Source organism: Roseovarius halotolerans, from assembly GCF_900172255.1.
Lineage (GTDB): Bacteria > Pseudomonadota > Alphaproteobacteria > Rhodobacterales > Rhodobacteraceae > Roseovarius > Roseovarius halotolerans.
Map to the genome: position 1 here is coordinate 1071264 of NZ_FWFU01000001.1, position 21343 is coordinate 1092606.

Sequence of the window (21343 nt, forward strand, 5' to 3'; positions counted from 1 at the left end):
GATGGGCTCCCCTCAGACCGCCAGAAAAGCCGGGATGCGCAGATGCCGCCGCCCGACTTCGACGAATTGGGGATCGCGCTTCGCCGCCCATACCGCCGCGAAATGCCCGATGGCCCATATGGCGATGCCGACCAGCCAGAGGCGCAGGCCGAGACCCACGGCCCCGGCAAGCGTCCCGTTCATGATGGCGATGCTTCTCGGAGCGCCGCCGAGCAGGATATGCTCGGTCAACGCCCGGTGGACCGGGATCGAGAATCCCGGCACCGCGTCCAGTTGTTCGAGACCGCCCGCCATCAGACGAGCGCCCCGCCGCCGAACGAGAAGAACGACAGGAAGAAGCTCGATGCGGCGAACGCGATGGACAGGCCGAACACGATCTGGATCAGGCGACGGAAACCGCCGCTGGTGTCGCCGAAGGCCAGCGTCAGGCCGGTCACGATGATGATGATGACGGCGATGATCTTGGCGACCGGCCCCTCGATGGATTCGAGGATGGATTGGAGCGGCGCTTCCCACGGCATCGACGATCCCGAGGCATGGGCGGCCGGAGCCATGAAGAGGCCGACATAGGTGAAGGTCGCGGCCGTGGCGACGTGGCGGCGGATGCGCATGGTATGACGGATCATTCGGGGTCTCCAGTTCTGGTGGGGGTTGCCAAGGGGCTGAGATGCGTGATGCGGTAGTCGCCGTCCGGCCCCAGCCCTTCGACGCGGGCGAGTTCGGCCAGCCGGCGCGCGGAACCGCGCCCGGAAAGGACGGCAACAAGGTCAATGGTTTCCGCGATCAGGGCGCGCGGGACGGTGACGACAGCCTCTTGAATGAGCTGTTCAAGCCGGCGCAGCGCGCCAATGCCGGTGCCTGCGTGGATGGTGCCAATCCCGCCCGGGTGGCCCGTGCCCCATGCTTTGAGCAGATCGAGGGCTTCCGATCCGCGCACCTCGCCGATGGGGATGCGGTCGGGGCGCAGGCGCAGCGAGGAACGGACCAGATCGGAAAGCGTCGCCACGCCGTCTTTCGTCCGCATAGCGACAAGGTTGGGCGCGGCGCATTGCAGCTCGCGAGTGTCCTCGATGATGACGACACGATCCGCGCCCTTGGCGACTTCGGCCAGAAGCGCGTTGGTCAGTGTGGTCTTGCCGGTGCTGGTGCCGCCCGCCACGAGGATGTTGGCGCGGGATGCGACGGCCGCGCGTAGCGTTTCCGCCTGATCGGCGGACATGATGCCGGCGGACACATAGTCGTCGAGCGTGAACACCGCGACGGCGGGCTTGCGGATGGCGAAGGCCGGCGAGGAAACCACCGGGGGAAGCAAGCCTTCAAAGCGTTCGCCGCTCTCGGGAAGCTCGGCCGAAACGCGGGGACTGCGGGCATGAACCTCGACGCCGACATGGTGTGCGACCAGGCGCACGATGCGCTCGCCATCGGCCGGCGGCATCGTTTCGCCCGTATCCGCCAATCCTTCGGACAGCCGGTCGATCCAGATGCGGCCATCCGGGTTCAGCATGACCTCGACCACGGCCGGGTCTTCCAGAAACCGGGCAATGGCCGGGCCGAGCGCCGTGCGCAGCATCCGCGCGCCGCGCTGGATCGCCTCCGGTCTGTGATGTGTGGCAGTCATGTCGGCCCCGCTTTCGACGGGGCGCACGACAGTCGGTCCCCGCATCGGGGTCGATTAAAAGAACCTGATTTTTGGCCGACTCAACAACTATTTACGCGCGTGCGGCCACCGGCGGTGATCGGCGGCAAATAGGACGGTTTGAAAATTCAGGGTCGGTCGCTATCGGGGTCGGACGGCCGCTGCGCGGGACTGTCCCCAAGCGAATCGACATCGCGCGACAGCTCCTTGAGGAACCTGTCTCCGGTGGCGAGGCGCTTGCCGAGGGTCTGAATGAAGCCCTCGAACCGTTCCACGCCTTTCGCGCGGGCGGACGATTGCCCGGTGTCGGAGATCGGCGGCGTGATCGTCAACCAGAACTGGACGAACAGCGAAAGCGTCTCGCCGAGCACGGCGAGATCTTCGTCGAGCCCGTCCATCTGTCGGCCGAGCCTGTCCAGGCGGCGCGTCATGGCCGCCTCCAGCCGATCCGCTGCGTCGCCGGACAGGAAGGAAGCGACGGACGCCTCCACGATGGCGGATTTGGAGACATTGCGGCGCAGCGCCAGCATCTCGACCTGTTGCAGCAATTCGGGATCGAAATAGACGTTCATGCGGGTTCGTGTGGCCATGGGAGGGTTCCTCAAAGCTCGATCCCGTCATCGGGGTTCATCGACGCCTGCCGGGCGACCGCGCGCATGCGCTGACGCAGGGCGCGGGCTTTGGCCGCGTCCAGGTCCGGTTCGTCGTCAAGGATGTCGAACTCCCGCGCCGGAGACGGCGGCGGAACGATTTCCTCATGCTCGGGCAATTCCGGTTCACGGCGGATGCCGGCATTGGCCGGATCGCCTTCCGTTCCGCTAGCCATGGACTGGGCATCGCCCTTCTGCGCGACCAACCGGCTCGACCAATCATCGGATGACGGGTTCGTGGCGGGACCGGCCGCCGGATCGGGTGGGGTCAGGAGGCGTTCAGTGAACCGCGAATCCTCGAAGTAGCGCGCCTTGGTGGCGCGGATCGGCGGCGTGCCCGCGACCATGACGATTTCATCGGTGGGCGGAAGCTGCATGATCTCGCCCGGCGTCATCAATGGCCGAGCCGTCTCCTGCCGGGACACCATGAGATGCCCGAGCCAGGGCGCGAGGCGATGGCCGGCATAGTTGGTGGAATCGCGCAACTCGGTCGCGGTGCCGAGAGCGTCGCTCACCCGCTTGGCCGTCCGTTCGTCATTGGTGGCGAAGCTGACGCGGACATGGCAGTTGTCGAGGATCGAATTGTTCTGGCCGTAGGCGCGCTCGATCTGGTTGAGGCTCTGCGCGATCAGGAAGGATTTGAGGCCGTAGCCGGCCATGAACGCCAGGGCGCTCTCAAAGAAGTCGAGCCGGCCGAGCGCCGGAAACTCGTCCAGCATCAACAGCAGGCGGTGGCGCTTGCCGGAGGTGTTCAAGTCCTCGGTCAGCCGGCGGCCGATCTGGTTGAGGATCAGGCGGATGAGCGGTTTGGTGCGGTTGATGTCGGATGGCGGCACAACGAGGTAGAGGCTGACCGGCTCCTTGCTTTCGACCAGATCGGCAATGCGCCAGTCGCAGCGCGCCGTCACACGCGCCACCACGGGATCGCGGTAGAGGCCGAGAAACGACATGGCGGTGGAGAGCACGCCCGACCGTTCGTTCTCGGATTTGTTCAACAGCTCCCGCGCCGACGATGCGATGACGGGATGAACGCCGCTCGGCCCAAGATGCGGCGTGTCCATCATCGCGCGCAAGGTCGCCTCGACCGGGCGGCGCGGATCGGACAGGAAGCTGGCGACGCCCGCCAACGTCTTGTCCTTCTCGGCATAGAGAACATGCAGGATCGCGCCGACAAGCAGGGAATGGGAGGTCTTTTCCCAATGGTTTCTTTTGTCGAGGCTGCCTTCGGGATCGACCAGAATATCCGCGATATTCTGCACGTCCCTGACTTCCCACTCGCCCTGTCGCACCTCCAGCAACGGATTGTAGGCCGACGACTTCGCGTTGGTCGGATCGAACAGCAGGACGCGGCCGTGCTTTGCGCGAAAGCCGGCTGTCAGCGTCCAGTTCTCCCCCTTTATGTCGTGGACGATGCAGCTTCCCGGCCAGGTCAGGAGCGTGGGCACCACGAGGCCGACGCCCTTGCCGCTGCGCGTCGGGGCGAAGCAAAGGACATGCTCGGGACCGTCGTGGCGCAGATAGTCGCGTTCGTAGCGGCCGAGCAGGACGCCATCGGGGCCGAGCAATCCGGCCGCGCGGATTTCCTTGTCCTCCGCCCATCGCGCTGATCCGTAGGTGGCGACGTTCTTCGCCTCCCGCGCGCGGATGATCGACATAAAGATGGCGGCGGCGATGGCAATGAAGCCGCCGGACGCGGCGATGATCGCACCTTCGACGAAGATCGCGGGCGCATAGGCGTCGAAGGAAAACCACCACCAGAAGAAGGCTGGCGGGTAATAGACCGGCAGACCCGCCAGCTCGAACCACGGTGCTCCAAGCTGCGGCTGGAAGCCGAGGCGAAAGGCGACCCATTGCGTCGCCGCCCAGGTCATCACCAGAACGATGGTGAAGACGATAGCAATCTGACCCCAAAGGATTCGGCCTCCGCGCATACGGGCTCCAGTCGGACAAAGAGACGGAGCCGATCAGAGAATAGGCAAATCCACTACAGGCAACAGGAAAACGGATACGGGAGGGCTGCCGGATACTATCGGCGGCAAATAGGACGGGTCACGTCATTGCGGGCGCTCGCGCGGCTCATTCTGGATGCCACCCGGAGCCGAATCGCAGATGCGTCCCAGCTTGCCCGCGAGGACCAGCATGTTGCGGATGGCCGGGCTTTGGTTGAACGGCGACCAGATGGCCGAGAACGAAACCGGCTCCGGCTCGTCGGCGAACGGCAGGAAGACGAGGCCGGTCGTCGGCAGCAACGCGGTGGCGGCCCCGACGATGGTGATGCCGAAACCCTGCTCGACCATGGACAGCAGCGTGCCGCGCCCCACACCGAAGCGCTGAATCGAGGGCGGCGGCAAGCGCCCGGCGAGGCGCAGGATGATATGGTCGTGGACCTGCGGGCCGGTGCTGTCATAGCGCACGAGAAAGGTCTCTCCCGCCAGATCAGGCCATGTGACGGTCGACTGCCCAGCGAGCGGATGCCGTTCCGGCAGCACCGCCACCAGCGGCTCGGTCCAAATGCGCCGGGAATGGAAATCGGGCAACTCGGCCGGGCCGGCGACGAACGCCAGGTCCAGAAGGTCGGAGCGAAGCTGGATCACCGCATCGCGGGCCGTGCTTTCGGTGATCTCGACTGCGATGCCCGGATGGGTCTCCCGATATTGTGCGATGAGTTCCGCGAGGAAGCTGCGCGGGATAAGGGCGTGGATGCCGAGACGCAGGCGACCGCACTCGCCCGAGGCGGCCAAGCCGGCGGTCTTCACCGCATGGTCGAGTTGATCGACGCCCGCTGATACTTGCTCGATAAAGCGATGACCTGCATCGGTTAGCCGGACGCCGCGTGCGTGACGCTCGAACAGAAGGATGCCTAGGTCTTCCTCTAAGGTTTTCACACGGGTGCTGACAGTCGAAACGCTGACACCCAGCGCGTTAGCAGCGTGACGGAAGTTCAGATATTCGGCAACGGCGAGTGTGTGGATGAGCGACACAAGGGGAATGCGTGATCCCAGCCGGGAAGGCATACCCGATCGACTATCTAAAGTCAGCGTCAAACGCCGTCTCCGTCGCATCGCTAACTGCCCCCTGTCATCCGGCGGCAGTCTTGGCCTTGGCCGGGAGAGAAAAGGCCAAGACTGCGAAAGGTATCCAAGTGGTTTGAGGACTTAATCATCTCTGATCTAAGTCAGAAAAACAGGTAGGTCGCGTAGCCTGCGATCATCGCCATGGCGAAGATGACCCCGACGAATGCCACGAGAAGCTTCATCGTGAAGAGGGAGCGCAGCAGGATGAGTTCGGTCAAACTGGCCCCGGCGCTTCCGATGATCAGTGCAAGGACGGTCCCTGCGCCCACTCCTTTCGCCATAAGAGCCCCGGCGAGCGGTATGACCGCCTCTGCGCGGATATACAGCGGCACGCCAATGACGGCGGCAACAGGAATAGCGAACGGATTGTCCGGACCGGCATACTGCTCAAGCAGAGCGGTCGGCATGAATCCGTAGATCAAGCTGCCGAGCGCAATGCCGACGAGCAGATAGGGTAACACGTCGACGAAGTCGATCCATGCATCCCGCCACACACCGCTGTATTTTCCCGTCTCCTTCGTTCGGACGGAAGACTGGCTGTCACAGCAGCTGCCGGACGCAGGAGTGATCTTGATTGCGGTGTCGCCGCAGGCGCTTTCCGACCGAGAGCCGCAGCTATCGGTTTTCGGACTTCCGCAATCCGGTACGGCCGGTGCAGCACCACACTGGCTTTGCGACGAGCCACATCCGCCGGTCTCTTTCGTTGCTGTGCGACGGATATACCGCTCGAAACCGAACGCATGCATCAGCCATCCGGCACCCAGCGATACTGCAAGGGCGGCAATCACGTAGGTGGATGTGAGAGTCAGTCCGAACGTGGCCGCCAGCAAAACGACAACAACCGGGTTCAGGAGCGGGGAGGAGAAGAGAAACACCATCATCGGACCGAACCCGGCGCGCGCTCGGATCAAACCCTTCAGCATCGGAATGGTCGAACAACTGCAGAAGGGCGTGATTGCCCCAAGACCTGCGGCGAGGAGATAGCCGCGAGTACCGGTGGAGCTGAGCAACGCTTCCACTTTGGCCGGGGGAATATGACGCTGGAGAACGCCAACCAGTGCACTGATCCCGATGAACAGAACCGAGAGTTCGACAGCGAGAAAGACGAACATGCCGAGGGTGTCTTGCAGTTGGGGTGACATTATGAAACCATCCTTCTAGATATGTCGAAATTTCCACTGATCTAGTTGCTTATCGCGCTCGGGTCAACCATATTTCTAGAGGTCTCGAATTAATGGAGGACGGTATGGATCACGAACAAGCCGCAGACAGCCTGACCGAGCTCGGCAACACGCATCGATTGGCGGTCTTCCGCTTCCTGGTGAGGGCTGGGCATGAGGGCGCATCGGTCGGGGAAATCCAGAAAGAACTCGGCATCCCGGCGTCTACCCTGTCACATCATCTCGCACGAATGACGAAGGTGCGACTCATCCGGCAGGAAAAACACAGCCGAACGACCATCTGCATTCCCGAGTTCCAGAACCTCGAACGGCTGATCGACTTCCTTATGGAAGAGTGTTGCGCCGGTGATGCGGAGGGGAAAGATGCCGCGTGATCGATTTTCGCAGATGCATGAAGGACAGGCAAAAATCGGAAACCGACCCGGAAAGACGGTGCTTGGCTCGAAACTGACGACGTATGCCAGGGCTGCCGCCCGGAGCATGGTTCCAATCTCTCCCGACACCGACGTTTCCGTCTGATTTGAGCTGAAACCTCCGATCGCCAACCGGGCCTTTTCTGTTGCCGTGAGTCGGCGACGGGGAAAGCGCCGGTCTGCAATCGCCTGTCAATCCATGAGTGGGGCCGAACACATGAACGATACAAACGAATTGGTGGTTGACGTCGTTGTCATTGGCGGCGGTCAGGCTGGCCTGTCCGCCAGCTACTATCTTCGCAAAAGCGATCTCGATTTTGTTATTCTCGATGCGCAGCGTAATCCCGGTGGCGCCTGGCAGCGAGGCTGGAATTCGTTGCGGCTTTTCTCTCCCGCTGAGTACAGTTCTCTGCCGGGACGGCAAATGCCACCTTCGAAAGGTGATGGGTTTCCAACACGCATCGAAGTGCTCAACTATCTGGAAGATTACGAAAACCGCTATCGACTGCCGATCGAAAGACCGGTTCGCGTGCAAAATATCGAGAAACAGCCCAACGCGCTGCGCGTTCAAACCGACAACGGTACGTGGCTCGCAAAGGCGGTGATCAGCGCGACCGGCACGTGGAGTAAGCCGTACATTCCGCACTATGACGGGGCTGAAACCTTCCGTGGGCAACAGCTGCATTCTGCCGAATACGTTTCGCCAGAAGGACTGACGGGCAAAAGTATCCTGATCATCGGCGGTGGAAACTCCGGTGCCCAGATCTACGCGGAACTTTCGAGGGTTGCCGGTACGATCTGGGCGACGCTCCACCCCCCGAAATTCCTGCCAGACGATGTGGACGGACGGGTTTTGTTCGACCGGGCTTCCGCGCGTTACGGTGAAGGGAGCCCTCAGGGCGGTGCTCCTCTATCCGATCTGGGAGATATCGTAATGGTCCCTTCGGTGCTCGAAGCCAGGGATCGCGGCATCCTTCGGAGCGTGCGCCCTCCTGTCCGCTTTACGGAAGACCGCGTTGTCTGGGAGGACGGAACAACGACCGCCGTCGACGCGGTTATCTGGTGCACGGGCTTTCATCCCGCTCTGGATCATCTCGATGGCCTGGGCATCAAGCAAACCGATGGCAAGATCGCGGTGACTGGAACGCGTTCGATCGATGAACCGCGTCTCTGGCTTCTGGGTTATGGAGACTGGACCGGATTTGCCTCGGCAACTCTTGTCGGTTCGGCACGCACCGCTCGAGATACTGTTCGTGAGATAGAGCGATGCGTTGAGAGCAACGAAACTGCCCACAAATCTGTAACTGGACAGCCAGACCACATATGAAAAGTGGATCAAATCGATGACAGAAAGAGCGAACTGAAACGGATTGAGAGAATTACTGTGCCTCCATTCTTCGGATCGGGCGCCCTTCAGAACCACAGGAAGCTTCATTTCGAGCTGGATAGTGGATTGGCTCGACGCTCATTCCGGAACGCGGACATAGCCCGTCGGACGATCGTGCCGCTCTTTGCTGCGCCAGTGTCGCCATGATGATGTCGAGCCATCCCGTTCCGGTGCCGAAAAAGCCGAACCCGGCCGCCATACAGCGAGATTGGCAATCACATCGTTGCCCGAGCAGATCCAGACAGAGCGCATGTTCGCATTTTCCTTCCCGTTAGGCGTAGAGGAGAGCAAGGCAAGCGGCATTGCAGCGAAGGCGATAAGGCCAACAACGCCCATGGTGCCCCACCCTGGAACAGTTCCGTTGAGAGCATCCCAGGTGACGCTTCCTGGTCCATCATCGTGAATCTCGACGGTATCGAAGCGACCATAGTCGCGGGGCAGGCGCCGCTTCGCCGGACCATCTCTCCGCTGTTGCCCTGGCTGCCGATAAGTCGTTGAACTTCGGATTGCCGTGAGCGCTCCGGTCAAAACAATTTTCCTCGCATCGAACAAAGGAGCGCTGTGTTATTCCCGAACCGCCACTACGTGTGCGACGTTCTCGTTGGAGTTTGATCCCGTCACAATCCGAGACCCCTCTGTCGCCCCAATTGCCACGACACCGATCCGCCCTGCACGACGCCCATAACTTCGCGACCGAGCTGGCGGTCGATGACCGGCCGCCAAGGGACAAGCGTGAACTCGTGCGCCTTCTCGACGATGGCGAACTTGCCGCTGGATAGCTGCACGGTTCCGGTGAATTTGCCGCTGACGTTCTCGCCGTCCGTGGTGGCGCGGAACGGCAGCGCCTTTCTTTCAGCCATCTCCACGCCGACGCGGGAAACCTCCCGCTCGCGCAGAATGGCGAGAAGGTTGCGCCGATAGAGCACGCGGCCGTCGCGTGCGCGGGTAGCATCGCCCTGTTCGACATGATGCTCGCGGCGGCGGTCGATGGCCTCGCGCACCTGCTGGCCGAAACCGGTCGGTGCAAGATCGGCCGTCTCGCCATGGATCAGTCGCCGGTCCAGCCAGGACGCGCCGTCCGATCCGATCTGCCTGTCCAGATTCACGGGAGAAAGGACGCGAACGCTGGCCTGTCTGTCGCGACCGGCGTCATAGGCGGCGGCGCGGTTCTCGAAGTCGGGGGGGATGCGCCATTGGTCAGCGTCGATCCGCTCGACGATCCGGGTGCGGCGTAGCGCCTCAAGTCGGCGCACATGGGCATCGACATAGCCTTCATAGTCTCCGCCCGGAACATGTCCCTCGAACTTCGCCTGCTCCAAATGACGGCTCGGGCGATAGATGCCGCCCTCGGCGATTGTCGCAATGGTGCGGTCGGACGGCCGGGCCGTCGCCTCGGTGCGACCGATCTCGATGACGCTGCCGATCCGGGCATCCTCCAACTGCATGGGGTCGATGTTGGCGATGTGGTGCATCCGTCCGTCGATCCCGTCCACGACGACGGTGAGATTGTCGCCCAGCTCGTTGGCGAGATATTTGTCGAGGACGCGGCCGGTGACGGGTGCAGCGGGTGCGCCCTCATGGATGCGGAAGGTCATGGGATCGCGCTCAAGCCCATCGGCGGCGAGCGATCTTTGCATGGTGCGGATGATGTCCCCGCGTTCGCCCAACTCGCGCAGGGTCGATTCAAGCCGCTCGTTCAATTCCCAGACGCCGGGCGCGTGTTCGGTGGCGAGGCCCATCCGCCCCAGCTTGGACAGCCGGCGCAGGCGAAGCGTGTGCTCGAACTGCCGCTTTGGCTCCCCCGGTTCGTGGCGCAGGTCGAGGAACCGTCGGTCGGCTTCCTCGACCATGGCCCTGTCGATGCGGGTAAAACGATCCTGGTCGATCTCGGCGGTGAGCTTGCGGGTCTGCTCGATCTCCCGAACGGGACCGAGTTCCAGCGTCGCCAACTCGCTGGCCCGTTCGCGGACACCATGAACGATGTAGTCGCCGTTGATGACCAGATCCTGCCCCAGATCGTCCTTGCCCCGGACGATGACATGCACATGGGGATGGCCGGTGTTGTAGTGATTGATCGCCACCCAATCGAGCTGGGTGCCGAGGTCGGCTTCCATCCGGCCCATGAGGTCGCGGGTATAGGCCGTAAGGTCCGACAGCTCCGCGCCGTCCTCGGGCGAGACGATGAACCGGAACTGGTGGCGGTCATCCTGGCCGCGTTCCAGGAAGGCGTCGCCATCCGCGCGGTCCTCGGTGCGCGAATAAAGCTGGCCGCGCTCGCCGTCGCGCGAGGTGCCGTCGCGCTGGATATAGCGCAGATGGGAGTGCGCCTTCCGGCCCTTTCCAGGGTGAAGGATGTAGCGCTGCTGAACCATGACGCGACGCGCGCCCGGCTGCCGATGATGCCAGCCGCCGCCGAGATTGCGGGTGCGGACGAAGACCGCGCCGCGCCCGCGCTTCACGCCCTTGCCGCTCGACAGGACCGTATGCGAACCGGCCGGGGTTGCGGATGTGAACGCCGCCGTTCCGAAACCGCCTCGGGGCGAGGTGCGGCGCTGCTGCCGGGCGATCTTCTTCGCCTGCGTGAGGAAGCTCTTGGTCTTGCCCGCGCGTGGGGTGTCCGAGCGGATGCGGCCGGGCCTTGGCCGGAAGCGGTTTTCGTCATCGGCGCTCATGGATGCGCCTCCGGCCGAAATCGCGGAAAATCGGGCAATCGGCGGCCATGGTGCCGAACAAAAGCCTGCAAGGCCAGGGCGTTGCACGGAATCGCGGCACTCCGCCGCTCAAGATCATGGTGCCGGAAACGGCGGCCTAACCAGTGTGCAGACAACAACAATTTCGGAAACCGGCCCGACATGGTGCCGGTTCCTTCAATCTTGCCCTCCCTTCTTATCGCCCTTTCCGTCCTTCCCACCGGGATTCCAGCCAGGCGCAAACCTGCCTGACTGGACACCGGAACGGGTCGCGCCGTGCGCCGGATCGCCGTCCTCATGGCGTTCCCTCGTCGTCGGCGCGGGCCACGAAAATGCTGCCGGTTTCCGGCTCCGCATCGGCAGGATCGCGCACCGGAATGGTTGCGCGGCCGTCGCCGGATTGCGCCCCGGATGGCGGCGCGGCGGCAGTCCGCGCGTCGGCCGGGCGCGTGACGAAGAGCGGGGCTTCGCGCCAGTCGGGCGGTGGCGGCGCTGCATCGGGAGAAGCCTCGCCGCCGAGGATCGGCGCTAGCGCGGCGACATAGGCGCGGGTCTCCGGTGGCAATGCGCGGCCGGTCGCAAGGTATTCGTCGTAGCGACCGGGACCGGCATTGTAGGCTGCCAGCATCGCCGCGACATTGCCGTAGCGGTCGAACATCTCGCGCAGATAGGCCGTGCCTGCGAGGATGTTATCGCGCGGGTCGTAGGGATCGCGGCCGAGCCGATGACGGATGCGCAGGCCCGCCCAGGTGTCGGGCATGACCTGCATCAACCCCATCGCGCCGGCCGATGACACCGCGCGCACGTCGCCCGCGCTTTCGGCGCGCAGCACGGCGACAATCCAGTGCTCGGGGATGCCGAAGCGCCGCGCCGCTTCGGCAATGTGGGCGGCGTTGGGATCGACGGCGGCGGGCCGGACCATCGGCGTCGATTGCGCAACGGCCATTGCCGATCCCGCGCCGAGTGACAGCATGGCGGTCATTATCAGAACGGCATAGCGCCATACAGCCCTGTCTCCGCTTTGAGCCCAGCCTGCCGGCGTGCTCGCTGCGGTCAAGGGCAAGGCGCAAGCGCCGGCCGATGGCCGCCCCTGACCTGCGCTGCGCGCGCCGGCCGTCTTGCGCCCGAGCGGGACGACGGGATGAGACGGCCTTTCCGCGAACAACGGGATGAGGGTCTTGAGTGCGGGAATGACGCGGGTTTGCATGGCCTTAGTCCCGCTCGTCGCGCGGTTTCGGGCGGCTCCAGTGCAGCGACCACGACGCGCCCGCGTCGTCGTCGCGGAACAGGTTGGCGCGGATCGGATGCGGGAACGTGGGATCGTCCAGCAGCACGGAAAGATATTCGCCGGCCTTCTCGCCGGTGCGTTTCCAGGCCGCGCCGATCTCCGGGCCGGTTTCGTTGCTCATGCCGTCGAACAGGTGAACGCGATAATCCGGTGCGTTCTCCGCGTCGGACGACTCAGCCGCGACGATGATGATGTCCTGATGCAGCAAGAGCGTCCCGAAGTGTCCGATGAAGCCGGCCTCGTCGCGCGCAAATTCACCAATCTGGGGCATGACAGTCTCCTTGGCGGTGAGGTTGGGAAAACCATCGGCGGGCACCGCTCCCGCCGATGGGGAAGCGGTCATTGGGTCGGCGCGCGCCATTCGTAGCGGCCGTCGCCTTCCTCATCGGTCCAGAGCGGGACCGCTCGGCCGATGACAGAACTTGCTGGGATGGGTCCGAAATAGCGGCCGTCCAGGCTGTCGCGGACCTCCCAATTCATGAGGAAGATTTCGCTGGAGGCGATGACGCGGCAGCCCTGCCAGACGGGTAGATCGCGGCCGATCCGGTCGCGGTCGAGCGCTTCGCCCATCTCGATCCCGTCCACCGTGATCGCGGATCGCAAACGGCAGACCCGCTGTCCCGGCAGTCCGAGGACGCGCTTCAGGAGCGGCACGCCGCGCCCGACATAGCCGCGTTCGACCATGAATCGCTCCAGCGGTTCGGGCGGCATGACGGCTACCAGCTCCGGCACGTCGAGCGCGTCGGCCGGCCTGACCGTGTAGAAGCCGATGGGCGCGCTGGCGGTCGCGTTCCAGATCAGTTTCGCAGGCCAATCGGCGACGCTGGCGGCTGCGATGCCCGTGACGGCCAACGCCGTTACCGTGAGGATACGGCGGCGCGTCATGGGTCGATCCTCTGGCGACCGAGCCAGGCGGCGTGTCGCTCCGGCGTATAGGCGTGCGGCTCCAGACCGGCAGTCAGACGATTGTGGACGTGCCGCCAGTGCTCCGGGGATATGTCGGCAGGATCGAGGCCGAGCGCTTCCACGGCGTCGATGGCCTGCAATGCGCGCTGCACCTTCGCCCAGCTATCGAGACGCAACAGGATGTCGCCGCCGGGACGGACGAAGGGCAGCGTCTGGAACGGCTCGCCGCGGCCGATGGCACGCAGGATGTCGATGCGGGAAACGATCGTGCCATGTGCGCCGGACGCCCATCGCACGAAGGCGAAGATGCTGCCGGGCGCGAAGCCGACGATGCTGCGGCGGCGGTCGAGTATCTGTTCGTAGCTCTTGCGGCCGAAGCGTATCCAGTGCTCGATCTTGCGTTTCTGGAAGGTCAGTTCGACCAAGGTGGTGAAAGGCGCGGGTTCGTCCGGCAGCGGACGGCCGTGCAAGCGGTGCGCCGCATTGCCGGTCATGGTTGATCTCCCTCGGAGGATGGAAATTCGCGCGCCAGCAGGTCGCGCAGCATGTCGGTGACGGTGATCCCACGCCGGAAGGCTGCGACCTTGATGCGGCCGCGCAGCTCGGGCGTGATGTCGATGGTCAGGCGGGCGGTGAACGCTTCGCCGGCGGCTTTGCCGTTCGGTGGCGTTTCGCCCGCCCTGATCCAGCTTTCGGGATTGCCCGGCCGGGATGCGAAACCGGGCTTGCGGATGCGCCCGGTCATGGCAAGGTTCTCCCGATGGGCAGCCGATCTATCTCGACGGCCAGCGCCGCGATCTCGCGGGCGGCGGGGCTGTCGACGTCGATCTCGGATGCAAGCCGGCCGGACTGCGCGGCGTCAGCAAAGACCACGCGCTGGCCGATGGTGGCGGTGAGCAAGGGCGGATCGTGATCGGCCAGCGTCTCGGCCGTCTCGCGGGCGATGATCGTGCGCGCGCCGCAACGGTTGAGGACGAAACGGGCGGCTAGTTCGGGCCGGTAGATGCGGGCTTCATTCAGAAGCGTCAGCATCTCGGCCGACGCCCAGCCATCAAAGGGGGATGGCTGCACCGGGATCAGCACGAGGTCGGCGGCGAGCAGCGCGGAGCGCATGAGGCCGGCGACACGCGGCGGCCCGTCGATGACGATCATGTCGGCGTCGCGGGCCAGCTCCGGGGCTTCCCGGTGCAGCGTGTCACGGGCCAGGCCGATGGTGCTAAACGACCTCGGCAGCCCCTCATGGCTGCGCCGCTCAGACCAGTCGAGCGCGGAGCCTTGCGGGTCGGCGTCGATCAGGATGACGCGCCGTCCTTCAGCCGCCCAGGCCCCGGCGAGATGCAGCGCCAGCGTGGTCTTGCCGACGCCGCCCTTCTGATTGAGGAACGCCACGATCATGGCGCACCGCGCCGCGCGGCACCGGCACCATGGGTCGCGTGCGCGCGCGTCAAAGAAGAAGAGTTAGTTTTATTGTTAGATTCTTCTATAGAGTACGGCGTGCGATTTGCGCCTAATGTCCCGATAGTCCGTGCGCCTAATGTCCCGATGGGATTCACATGGTTTCCCACAGGCACTGTGGATAGATTTTCGGGGACAAAGCGCAGCAGTTCACGCCCGTCTTCCCACTCGATCTGGAGGCTGTAACCGGGCAGCGACTGACGAACTGCGAGGCGGCGCAGGTCGAGCGCGAAATCGGACTGCCGCGCCGAACTGCCGGATTTCTGGTGAAGGTGGGCGATCTCGAAAGCCCAGCCCTCGGGCTGGCGCCCTGCGTGTTTGCGGGCGACGCGATAGAGCCAGCGCTCGATGCCGCCGGTCAGCCGGAAATAGGCCGGGTCGATGGTCAGCACCAGCGAACGGTCGATGACGCTGTTGTAGAACCATTCGGGCAGGACGAACTCCATGCCCTCGACGCGGCCGGCGCGCGTCGTCATTTCCTCCCACTCGTTGATCCATGAGAATTGCCGTCGCCGCCAATGCTTCCCGTTACGGATCGTCGTCGCGATGACGGTCGATTGCAGGCGGGCGAGCGCGGCCTTGAGCAACAGGTAATCCCGGTTGCCGGTGGCCCGCCCCACGGCGCGCAGGAGCTGGTAGGGCATGAAACGAAAGAAGCGCGACGTGGTGAAACCGTCATTCTCGGCCGCGACGATCTGGCTTGCGGCCCAGATCAGCACATCGGCATCCCAGATTGTCGCCATGCCGTGCTCGGGCATGGCGAACACCTGCACCTCGACATCGGCGGTTTGATAGAGGATCGGTTTTGTGCGGGGCCGCTTCGCCAGCGAGAAGAACGGCCGTTCCATCAGGTCGCGCTGGTCGCGCGGCGCGGCGTCGCCGGTCGCGACCACAAAGGGGTCGAGGCGGCTGCGCTCGCTGGTGTCGGTCGGCTGCGCGGGGCTGTCATCGTCGTCGCGCAACATTCAGCACTCGTCCCGCTCTTCGGGGGTGAGCGGGCGCGCGGCGAAGACGGTGCCGGCACTTGTGTCGCTGGTGGATTTGCGCGTGCCGATGGCGCTCCAAGCTTCCAGATCGCGCAGGGTATAGAGGACACGGCCGCCGATCTTTCGATAGAGCGGGCCGGTTCCGTAGGTGCGGTGCTTTTCAAGGGTGCGGATCGAAATGCCGAGGAAGCGTGCGGCTTCCTGTGTGCGCAGAAGGCGCGGCGGCAGGTCCGCATTGCGGCGGTTCGCCATGGATGACCTCCGGTTCGTCAGTGGATGGCGCTGCCGATGACGGCGGCGCGCTATGGCGAACCATGGCGAGGGACCGGCGGCCTGTAGCGTGCCGCATTTGCGCACGCGCGCTGGCGGCACCCCCCTCCGGGGCGGGATCAGACTGAAAAGATGGAGAGATTCAGCGTGTCAGTGGGGCGCGCGCCAATTCGCCGAAGACAATCCCGTGCGGGTCGGGTAAGACTGAACGCGGAGCAGACGCGCTGCTTTGGGGCTTAGTAACCCCTGACTAGCGGTAGGTGCCGACCGTGACGGCACCACCATCCTCGAACCTTATGGTCGGGGAGCCTATGGCGTATGTCCAGGGCTGCCCGCCTAAAGGTCATAGGGCCGTCTAGTCACGGTTACTAACTCCCCGATCACCAGGTCAGAGGGGCCAATTGCGGGGGCGCACCGCAAACCACGGCTCCCGGGTAGAAGGGGAACGACGATGCGAACGCCCGTCGAACTCGATCCCGATGTGGACGATGAAGCGCCAACGGGAAACGACATCACGCCTTATGACGAAGCGCATTTCGTGACCTATCTGCGGCTGCTCGACGCGAAGGCGGAAGGCGCGGACTGGAAGGAAGTGGCGCAAATCGTGCTGCACCGCGATCCGGTCGGCGACGAGTTCAGGACACGCCGATGCTGGCAAAGCCATCTCGAACGCGCGCAATGGCTTTCGCGTGAGGGTTACAAGCGGATACTGGAACAGGCTGCTGCCAATAAGACGTGAAAAGGCGAATTCTGACCACTATGTAGGCTAGAATTGCCCAACATGGCTGCTACAGTGGCGGCGTTGCGATTGGTCGGGCGGCTACGGACGTTCGCTGCGGCCTGTACGAACGTCTGCGTGCACCACTAGGCCAGCAAGAGCGGCAGTCGCGCGTGCTACTTCAGCGCAGAGTTCGCCTTTGCAAATAGCTTTTCCCAAGCTGATCGCTCTTCTGCCAGCAAGTCATTTAGGCTGTGGTTCCGGCACCACCGCACAAATGCTTTGGCAAGCTGATATTTGGACAGCTTCTCTGACTTGAGGATCGAGGCCATCGAGCGTGATGTTTGGCCCGTCACCGCCGGCAACTCATGACCGAGTTCATCCTTTGCAACGGAGGCCAAGGTGGTTCGGAGCAAATCCTCGATCTCCGGATTGGTCACTGTTCCATCCAGCACATCGGCCGTGCGTAAGATACCCTTATGCCCGACACTATGAATAAGCGTTTCTTGTTGGGCGGCGGAATCTCCTGCGCTGTCAGAATCTAGAAGTGCGGCCACCCTCAAATTGTGTGCATGGAGGATCGTCGCGAAATAAACGACCTTTCCCGCCGTTCCGGCCGGAATCACGGCTATGTTTTTCCGAAGACCGTCCTGGCCCGCCTCCTCGAATAGTTCCGAGACGGCACCGACATACCAAAAATCGGTCAACCCTTCGACGATGAAGTTGCGCTGCTGGGAGAAGAGACTTTGCGCAAGGTCGTAGCCGAGAGCTTCCTGTAGGGGCAGCAGGGCTGCGGGATCGTTCGATGTGACGCTGGTGTGGACTTTCGTCCCGACCTCCCGATCCGTCATTTCCACCACACGCACGCGATCGAGTTCGTCGGGTCCGACGAGAAACGGCGAATGCGTTGTGTAGAGCGTCTGGTTGCCCTCCGCGAGGCGAGAAAGGGTATCACGGAAGTCACGCTGTTTAAGTCCATGAAGGTGCAAGCCGGGCTCATCCAGTAGCAGGACGGCGTTCTCGTGCTTATCCTCAGCCTCGGCAAAGAAGACCACAAAGAACGAGACCAGCCACTGAAAGCCCTCTGACCGCTGATCGAGTTCAACTTCAACGCCCAGGTCGTCCACCACAACCACTTTGAGGTACTGGCCGTCCGAAGTGATGCGGAGGGTGTCGGCCTCGCCTCGATCGACTTTCGGCTTCCATGCCGAACGGATCTCTTTCGTTAGCCGGATGCTAGCCGCGTTGAGTTGATATTGCCGCGCGTCGAGTTCGTCCCGGATCGTATCGAGCTGTGCATTCTGCTGTCCATGCGCATCGACGCCGGACTTGCCCATCGCGGACAGCTTAGCTGCGTCGAGACCAAGCAACTTTAAAAGGCAAACATTCCCGTAGTCGTATTGATCGTCATCGAATGCCTGGCTTGCGATCCGCTGCGCGAGATGTCCGAGGTGGATGAGTGGGCGGACACGGAAGTAATTGCTGAACAACACGAAAACCGGAAGTCGCTTACGCAGGGTGGCGACAGCGGCGTCCCGGTCGATGGAGATAGACACGCGCTCCCGTATCTTTGCTAACCGGGTATTCTCGCGCTCGTCATCTTCATTCACAACGGCGAGCATGTCGCTGAGCCACTTCGACATAGTCTGCGCCTTGTCTCCCGTAACAACGGTATGCTTCTGCCAGCCCTCCGTGATCTGGGATAGCGACACACTTGGTTTTGGCTCTTCATCACCGGCTTGAGCGTCGAGGTGGCGTACGAGACGGACGAGATCGGCTTCCAAATCACCGTAGGATGGCCTGTCGGGCGCGCCCTCCAATTGGTTTGTAAACGTATCATCAAGGTAGCGAGTGAACCGATAAGTAATTTCGCTCGACTGAAGCGACGCTGGCAACTCAGCCACGTCGTCCTCATCAAGTGCGAACCAACCCGTCGCGACAGGAACATTCGTCGGCTTCACTTTACCTGTCGTGATGTCGTTGAGCAGCGCGCGCGGGTAATCACGAAGCTGATCGAATGGCTTCACCTCGTCGGGCCGAGATATCTGTTGTAGCGCCTGAAGAACGGCGGACTTACCGGCCTCGTTCGGCCCGACGAGAATCGTCTTGCCGTCCTCTACGTCGAATTCACCGGTATCCCGAACACTACGGTAGTTTTGAACGCGCGCTTTAACTAACTTCACTTTATTACCCCCCTGCCATTAGCACCCATCCGAGCCTATCACCGAACGAACGCGCTTCAATGTTTATACTCGCGAAGTACGCGATGCTTCATCCGCAGCACATCGCGCAAAGGTCGACAATTGATACGGCTACCGTCGAGACCACGCCGATAGCAAGATACCTTACCTTGGTTGAATCCTGATCGGATAGTGTAGCAGCAGACGATAGCCGCCGCGCATCATCCTGATGCCGTGGGCAACGAGGCGACGCGCCTTGTTCTTGCTCGGATCGCTCTCGAAGTCCTCCTTAGCGCCCCGAAAGCCAAGCAGGACTTCGGCAATGGTGCGATAGCTCTCGCCGCGCAGCCGGGCGTCGAGGGCGCGCAGGGACAGGATATGCCATTGCCGGAGCTGGGCGGGCATGTTGCGGAAGTCGGGGCCAGGCGTTCGGCCCTTGAGGGATCGCCAGAAGCGCCGCGCCGCATGGGCGCGAAGCTCCATGAAGTCGTCCAGAGGCAGTTCGACGGCGTAGAACGCCGCCGCATCCGGCACGGATTGGGACAGCCAGAATTGGTGCTCGACGCCATCCGCCTGCCAGATGCCGTGCCAGCCATCGGCGGCGCGGCGCAGGTCGAGGCCGTCGAGATGGGCGAGAACGACGGTCGGCTGGCTGGCCGTCTCATCCGGTTCGGCCGGCACCAGTTTGACGGCTTGCGGCTGAAACCGGGGCGACCAGAACAGCGGGTCGCGGTCAGGCGCGGCGTCGGGATCGTGCGGGAAATCGCAAGCCCCAGCGTCGGGCGAAGGCTTCCAGCTCGGTCGCATCCGGGCGCTTCGCGCGGACGAGAAGCCGGAAGTCCTCTCGGTAATCGTCGTTGCGACGCAGATACTCCCAGGCGAATCCGGCGGCGGGAATCTTGCGCGTGTGCCTGTAGGCCGCCGGCGCCCGCCAATTGATCTTCAGCATGGCGCACCCTCCCTTTACTCACGGGTGCTTGGGGAGACACCCGGACCAAGGAGTTTCGGGCACGACCTATGCGGGAGATAGTCTGTATGATCTGAAACGTTGTTCGTATATCCAGAACACTTATAGTTATTTTATTCTTAACAGTGTTTGCGTGATTTTGCGAGCCGGGCGCAGCCCGGCGAGCGCGGCCATGTGATCGGGCATGGCCGCAACGCCGATCCGCGTCGCCGGATCGGCGGAAAATTTTGGAACCCTGAAAGCCTGAAAAGCAGAAAGCCGCGCAACCGGGTTTCCGGCTGCGCGGCTCTGCTGATTAGGCGGCCTTCTCCAGCAAGGTCTTAGCCTTCGCCTCCAGTTCAAGGCGACTGTCCTGATGGACCTTGCTGCGGGCATGGGCCGTCATGCCCTGCACGAAATCGAAGATGCTCTCGGGCGGGCGGCCTTCCTCCTGCAACACGGTCTCGATGATCTTGCCGGTCTCGGCCTTGCTGAACCCGCGCTTGCGCAGGAAGCTCTCGCGGTCCTCATCGGTACGGGCGACGATCCGCTCGCGCGCCGCCCTGATCCCGGCCACGAATGGCGCGGGCGAGGAATTGGCGAAGCTGGTCAAAGCCGGAGCCGCTTCATGGGCGAAACGCTGCGCGGCAAACTTGCTGTGCCGGATGCTGATTTCCTCGAACCCTTCCACGCCCCAAAGGTTGCGGTTCATGCAAACCGCCCGGAGATAGAAAGAGGCGATGCCGAGGGTCTTCGATCCGACTTCGCTGTTCCAGCAATAAAATCCCCGGAAATAAAGATCGGGGTCGCCGTTCGGCAGGCGTCCGGCTTCGATGGGGTGCGTATCGTCCACCAGAAACAGGAACACGTCACGGTCGCTGGCATAAAGCGTGGTCGTGTCCTTGGTCACGTCCACGAACGGATTGTGCGTCATGGTCGCCCAATCCAGAACGCCCGGCACCTTCCACATGGTATCGCCGACGCCATCGCCCGCGATCTTCATGACGGCGGCGACAAGTTCATGGTCCCAGATGCGCCCGTAGTCCGGGCCGGTCACGGCGCGAAGCTCAACGCGCCCATCCTCGGTTTCCAGTGTCTTCACCAATTCGCCGCGATGACTGACAAGGCCATGTTGCAGATTGATGCCCGCCAGCGGTGCGGGAAGATCACGCAGGTAGCGGGCCGGTGCGCCGACAAGGCTGCAAAGCTGGCCGAAACTCCAATGCGTCGGGGCGACGGGCTGCTCCTGTCCGGGCACGATCAGCGAAAGCCACTCGGCATCGTCGCGGCTGGCTTCCACACGCACGGTGCGACTCTCCACGGTGCGGGCCTTGGCGCGATCCGCGCGGGACTTCACGGCTTCATAAAGCTCGGTCAGCGACAGATAGCGTTCGTCATCCGGGCGCGAGAACCATTCCGACGAAACGCGGCCGATATTTTCGCCGCGCGAAATGTCCACGCGGAAGCCCTTGGAAACGGGCTGCTGGTGATGGTTCAGGGTCATGGTGTTCATGGTCTTTCCTTTCATGGGCTTGGGTTGGAGCGCAGCGCTGCGCTCCAACC

General features: G+C 63.2%; 24 protein-coding genes. 3 read left to right on the forward strand and 21 right to left on the reverse strand.

What is annotated here, in order from left to right:
* Positions 1-12: 12 nt before the first annotated feature.
* The 7 genes from ROH8110_RS05235 to ROH8110_RS05265 form a co-directional block, all read right to left on the reverse strand.
* Positions 13-294: a VirB3 family type IV secretion system protein gene (locus ROH8110_RS05235; protein WP_026782251.1), complete on the reverse strand. Its 282-nt coding sequence runs from the start codon at positions 292-294 to the stop codon at positions 13-15.
* The gene (locus ROH8110_RS05240) at positions 294-626 is read right to left on the reverse strand and encodes a TrbC/VirB2 family type IV secretion system protein (RefSeq protein WP_034828598.1); all 333 of its coding nucleotides are present in this window, start codon (positions 624-626) and stop codon (positions 294-296) included. Before ROH8110_RS05240 ends, ROH8110_RS05235 begins: the two co-directional genes overlap by 1 nt.
* Entirely contained in the window at positions 623-1570 is a 948-nt protein-coding gene (trbB, locus tag ROH8110_RS05245) for a P-type conjugative transfer ATPase TrbB (protein WP_425466427.1), read from the reverse strand. Before trbB ends, ROH8110_RS05240 begins: the two co-directional genes overlap by 4 nt.
* A 194-nt stretch (positions 1571-1764) precedes the next feature.
* Positions 1765-2226, reverse strand: a complete 462-nt coding sequence (locus tag ROH8110_RS05250; protein WP_034828596.1) for a ribbon-helix-helix domain-containing protein — start codon at positions 2224-2226, stop codon at positions 1765-1767.
* 11 nt (positions 2227-2237) lie between these two features.
* Complete coding sequence (locus ROH8110_RS05255; RefSeq protein ID WP_036173421.1) at positions 2238-4217, reverse strand: conjugal transfer protein TraG; 1980 nt, start codon at positions 4215-4217, stop codon at positions 2238-2240.
* 123 nt (positions 4218-4340) lie between these two features.
* Positions 4341-5330 carry a LysR family transcriptional regulator gene (locus ROH8110_RS05260; protein WP_233346795.1) on the reverse strand — a complete coding sequence of 330 codons (990 nt, stop codon included), beginning with the start codon at positions 5328-5330 and terminating at the stop codon, positions 4341-4343.
* A 131-nt stretch (positions 5331-5461) separates the two neighbouring features.
* Positions 5462-6502: a permease gene (locus ROH8110_RS05265; protein WP_034827206.1), complete on the reverse strand. Its 1041-nt coding sequence runs from the start codon at positions 6500-6502 to the stop codon at positions 5462-5464.
* 104 nt (positions 6503-6606) lie between these two features.
* Between ROH8110_RS05265 and ROH8110_RS05270 the strand changes: the two genes are divergently transcribed.
* Together ROH8110_RS05270 and ROH8110_RS05275 are read left to right on the forward strand one after the other, a co-directional pair.
* Positions 6607-6915, forward strand: coding sequence for an ArsR/SmtB family transcription factor (locus ROH8110_RS05270; protein WP_085817021.1), 309 nt, complete (start codon positions 6607-6609; stop codon positions 6913-6915).
* 256 nt (positions 6916-7171) lie between these two features.
* Positions 7172-8281 carry an ArsO family NAD(P)H-dependent flavin-containing monooxygenase gene (locus ROH8110_RS05275; RefSeq protein ID WP_034827223.1) on the forward strand — a complete coding sequence of 370 codons (1110 nt, stop codon included), beginning with the start codon at positions 7172-7174 and terminating at the stop codon, positions 8279-8281.
* A 138-nt stretch (positions 8282-8419) separates the two neighbouring features.
* Here ROH8110_RS05275 and ROH8110_RS18425 read toward each other — a convergent pair whose 3' ends face one another.
* From ROH8110_RS18425 to ROH8110_RS05320, 10 genes are all read right to left on the reverse strand, one after another.
* Positions 8420-8677, reverse strand: a complete 258-nt coding sequence (locus ROH8110_RS18425) for a hypothetical protein (protein WP_034827205.1) — start codon at positions 8675-8677, stop codon at positions 8420-8422.
* A 281-nt stretch (positions 8678-8958) separates the two neighbouring features.
* Entirely contained in the window at positions 8959-11013 is a 2055-nt protein-coding gene (locus ROH8110_RS18995; protein ID WP_034827204.1) for a relaxase/mobilization nuclease domain-containing protein, read from the reverse strand.
* Positions 11014-11326: 313 nt separating this feature from the next.
* Positions 11327-12013 carry a lytic transglycosylase domain-containing protein gene (locus ROH8110_RS05285; protein WP_200879666.1) on the reverse strand — a complete coding sequence of 229 codons (687 nt, stop codon included), beginning with the start codon at positions 12011-12013 and terminating at the stop codon, positions 11327-11329.
* Positions 12014-12242: 229 nt separating this feature from the next.
* On the reverse strand, positions 12243-12680 hold the full coding sequence (locus tag ROH8110_RS05290; RefSeq protein WP_425466425.1) for a DUF736 domain-containing protein: 438 nt from the start codon (positions 12678-12680) through the stop codon (positions 12243-12245).
* Positions 12659-13204 carry a S26 family signal peptidase gene (locus ROH8110_RS05295; RefSeq protein WP_036176830.1) on the reverse strand — a complete coding sequence of 182 codons (546 nt, stop codon included), beginning with the start codon at positions 13202-13204 and terminating at the stop codon, positions 12659-12661. The genes ROH8110_RS05290 and ROH8110_RS05295 overlap by 22 nt, the downstream gene beginning before the upstream one ends.
* The gene (locus tag ROH8110_RS05300) at positions 13201-13719 is read right to left on the reverse strand and encodes a DUF2840 domain-containing protein (RefSeq protein ID WP_036176827.1); all 519 of its coding nucleotides are present in this window, start codon (positions 13717-13719) and stop codon (positions 13201-13203) included. The genes ROH8110_RS05295 and ROH8110_RS05300 overlap by 4 nt, the downstream gene beginning before the upstream one ends.
* Positions 13716-13970 (reverse strand): hypothetical protein, encoded by a 255-nt coding sequence (locus tag ROH8110_RS05305; protein ID WP_036176824.1) that lies wholly within the window; start codon positions 13968-13970, stop codon positions 13716-13718. Before ROH8110_RS05305 ends, ROH8110_RS05300 begins: the two co-directional genes overlap by 4 nt.
* Complete coding sequence (parA, locus tag ROH8110_RS05310) at positions 13967-14620, reverse strand: ParA family partition ATPase (RefSeq protein WP_036176821.1); 654 nt, start codon at positions 14618-14620, stop codon at positions 13967-13969. Before parA ends, ROH8110_RS05305 begins: the two co-directional genes overlap by 4 nt.
* Entirely contained in the window at positions 14617-15645 is a 1029-nt protein-coding gene (locus tag ROH8110_RS05315; protein ID WP_036176818.1) for a replication initiator protein A, read from the reverse strand. The genes parA and ROH8110_RS05315 overlap by 4 nt, the downstream gene beginning before the upstream one ends.
* Positions 15646-15918: a helix-turn-helix transcriptional regulator gene (locus tag ROH8110_RS05320; RefSeq protein ID WP_036176815.1), complete on the reverse strand. Its 273-nt coding sequence runs from the start codon at positions 15916-15918 to the stop codon at positions 15646-15648. It abuts the gene before it with no gap.
* Between the two features lie 469 nt (positions 15919-16387).
* Here ROH8110_RS05320 and ROH8110_RS05325 point away from each other — a divergent pair, with 469 nt between their 5' ends.
* Positions 16388-16675 (forward strand): DNA -binding domain-containing protein, encoded by a 288-nt coding sequence (locus tag ROH8110_RS05325; RefSeq protein WP_036176810.1) that lies wholly within the window; start codon positions 16388-16390, stop codon positions 16673-16675.
* Positions 16676-16830: 155 nt separating this feature from the next.
* Here the strand turns inward: ROH8110_RS05325 and ROH8110_RS05330 are convergent, their stop codons facing one another.
* From ROH8110_RS05330 to ROH8110_RS05345, 4 genes are all read right to left on the reverse strand, one after another.
* Positions 16831-18837: an AAA family ATPase gene (locus ROH8110_RS05330; RefSeq protein ID WP_036176798.1), complete on the reverse strand. Its 2007-nt coding sequence runs from the start codon at positions 18835-18837 to the stop codon at positions 16831-16833.
* Between the two features lie 162 nt (positions 18838-18999).
* The gene (locus ROH8110_RS05335) at positions 19000-19641 is read right to left on the reverse strand and encodes a DUF2285 domain-containing protein (protein WP_081904500.1); all 642 of its coding nucleotides are present in this window, start codon (positions 19639-19641) and stop codon (positions 19000-19002) included.
* Entirely contained in the window at positions 19568-19783 is a 216-nt protein-coding gene (locus ROH8110_RS05340; RefSeq protein ID WP_036176795.1) for a transcriptional regulator domain-containing protein, read from the reverse strand. The genes ROH8110_RS05335 and ROH8110_RS05340 overlap by 74 nt, the downstream gene beginning before the upstream one ends.
* A gap of 313 nt (positions 19784-20096) precedes the next feature.
* Entirely contained in the window at positions 20097-21293 is a 1197-nt protein-coding gene (locus ROH8110_RS05345) for a hypothetical protein (RefSeq protein ID WP_036176793.1), read from the reverse strand.
* Positions 21294-21343: the final 50 nt, after the last annotated feature.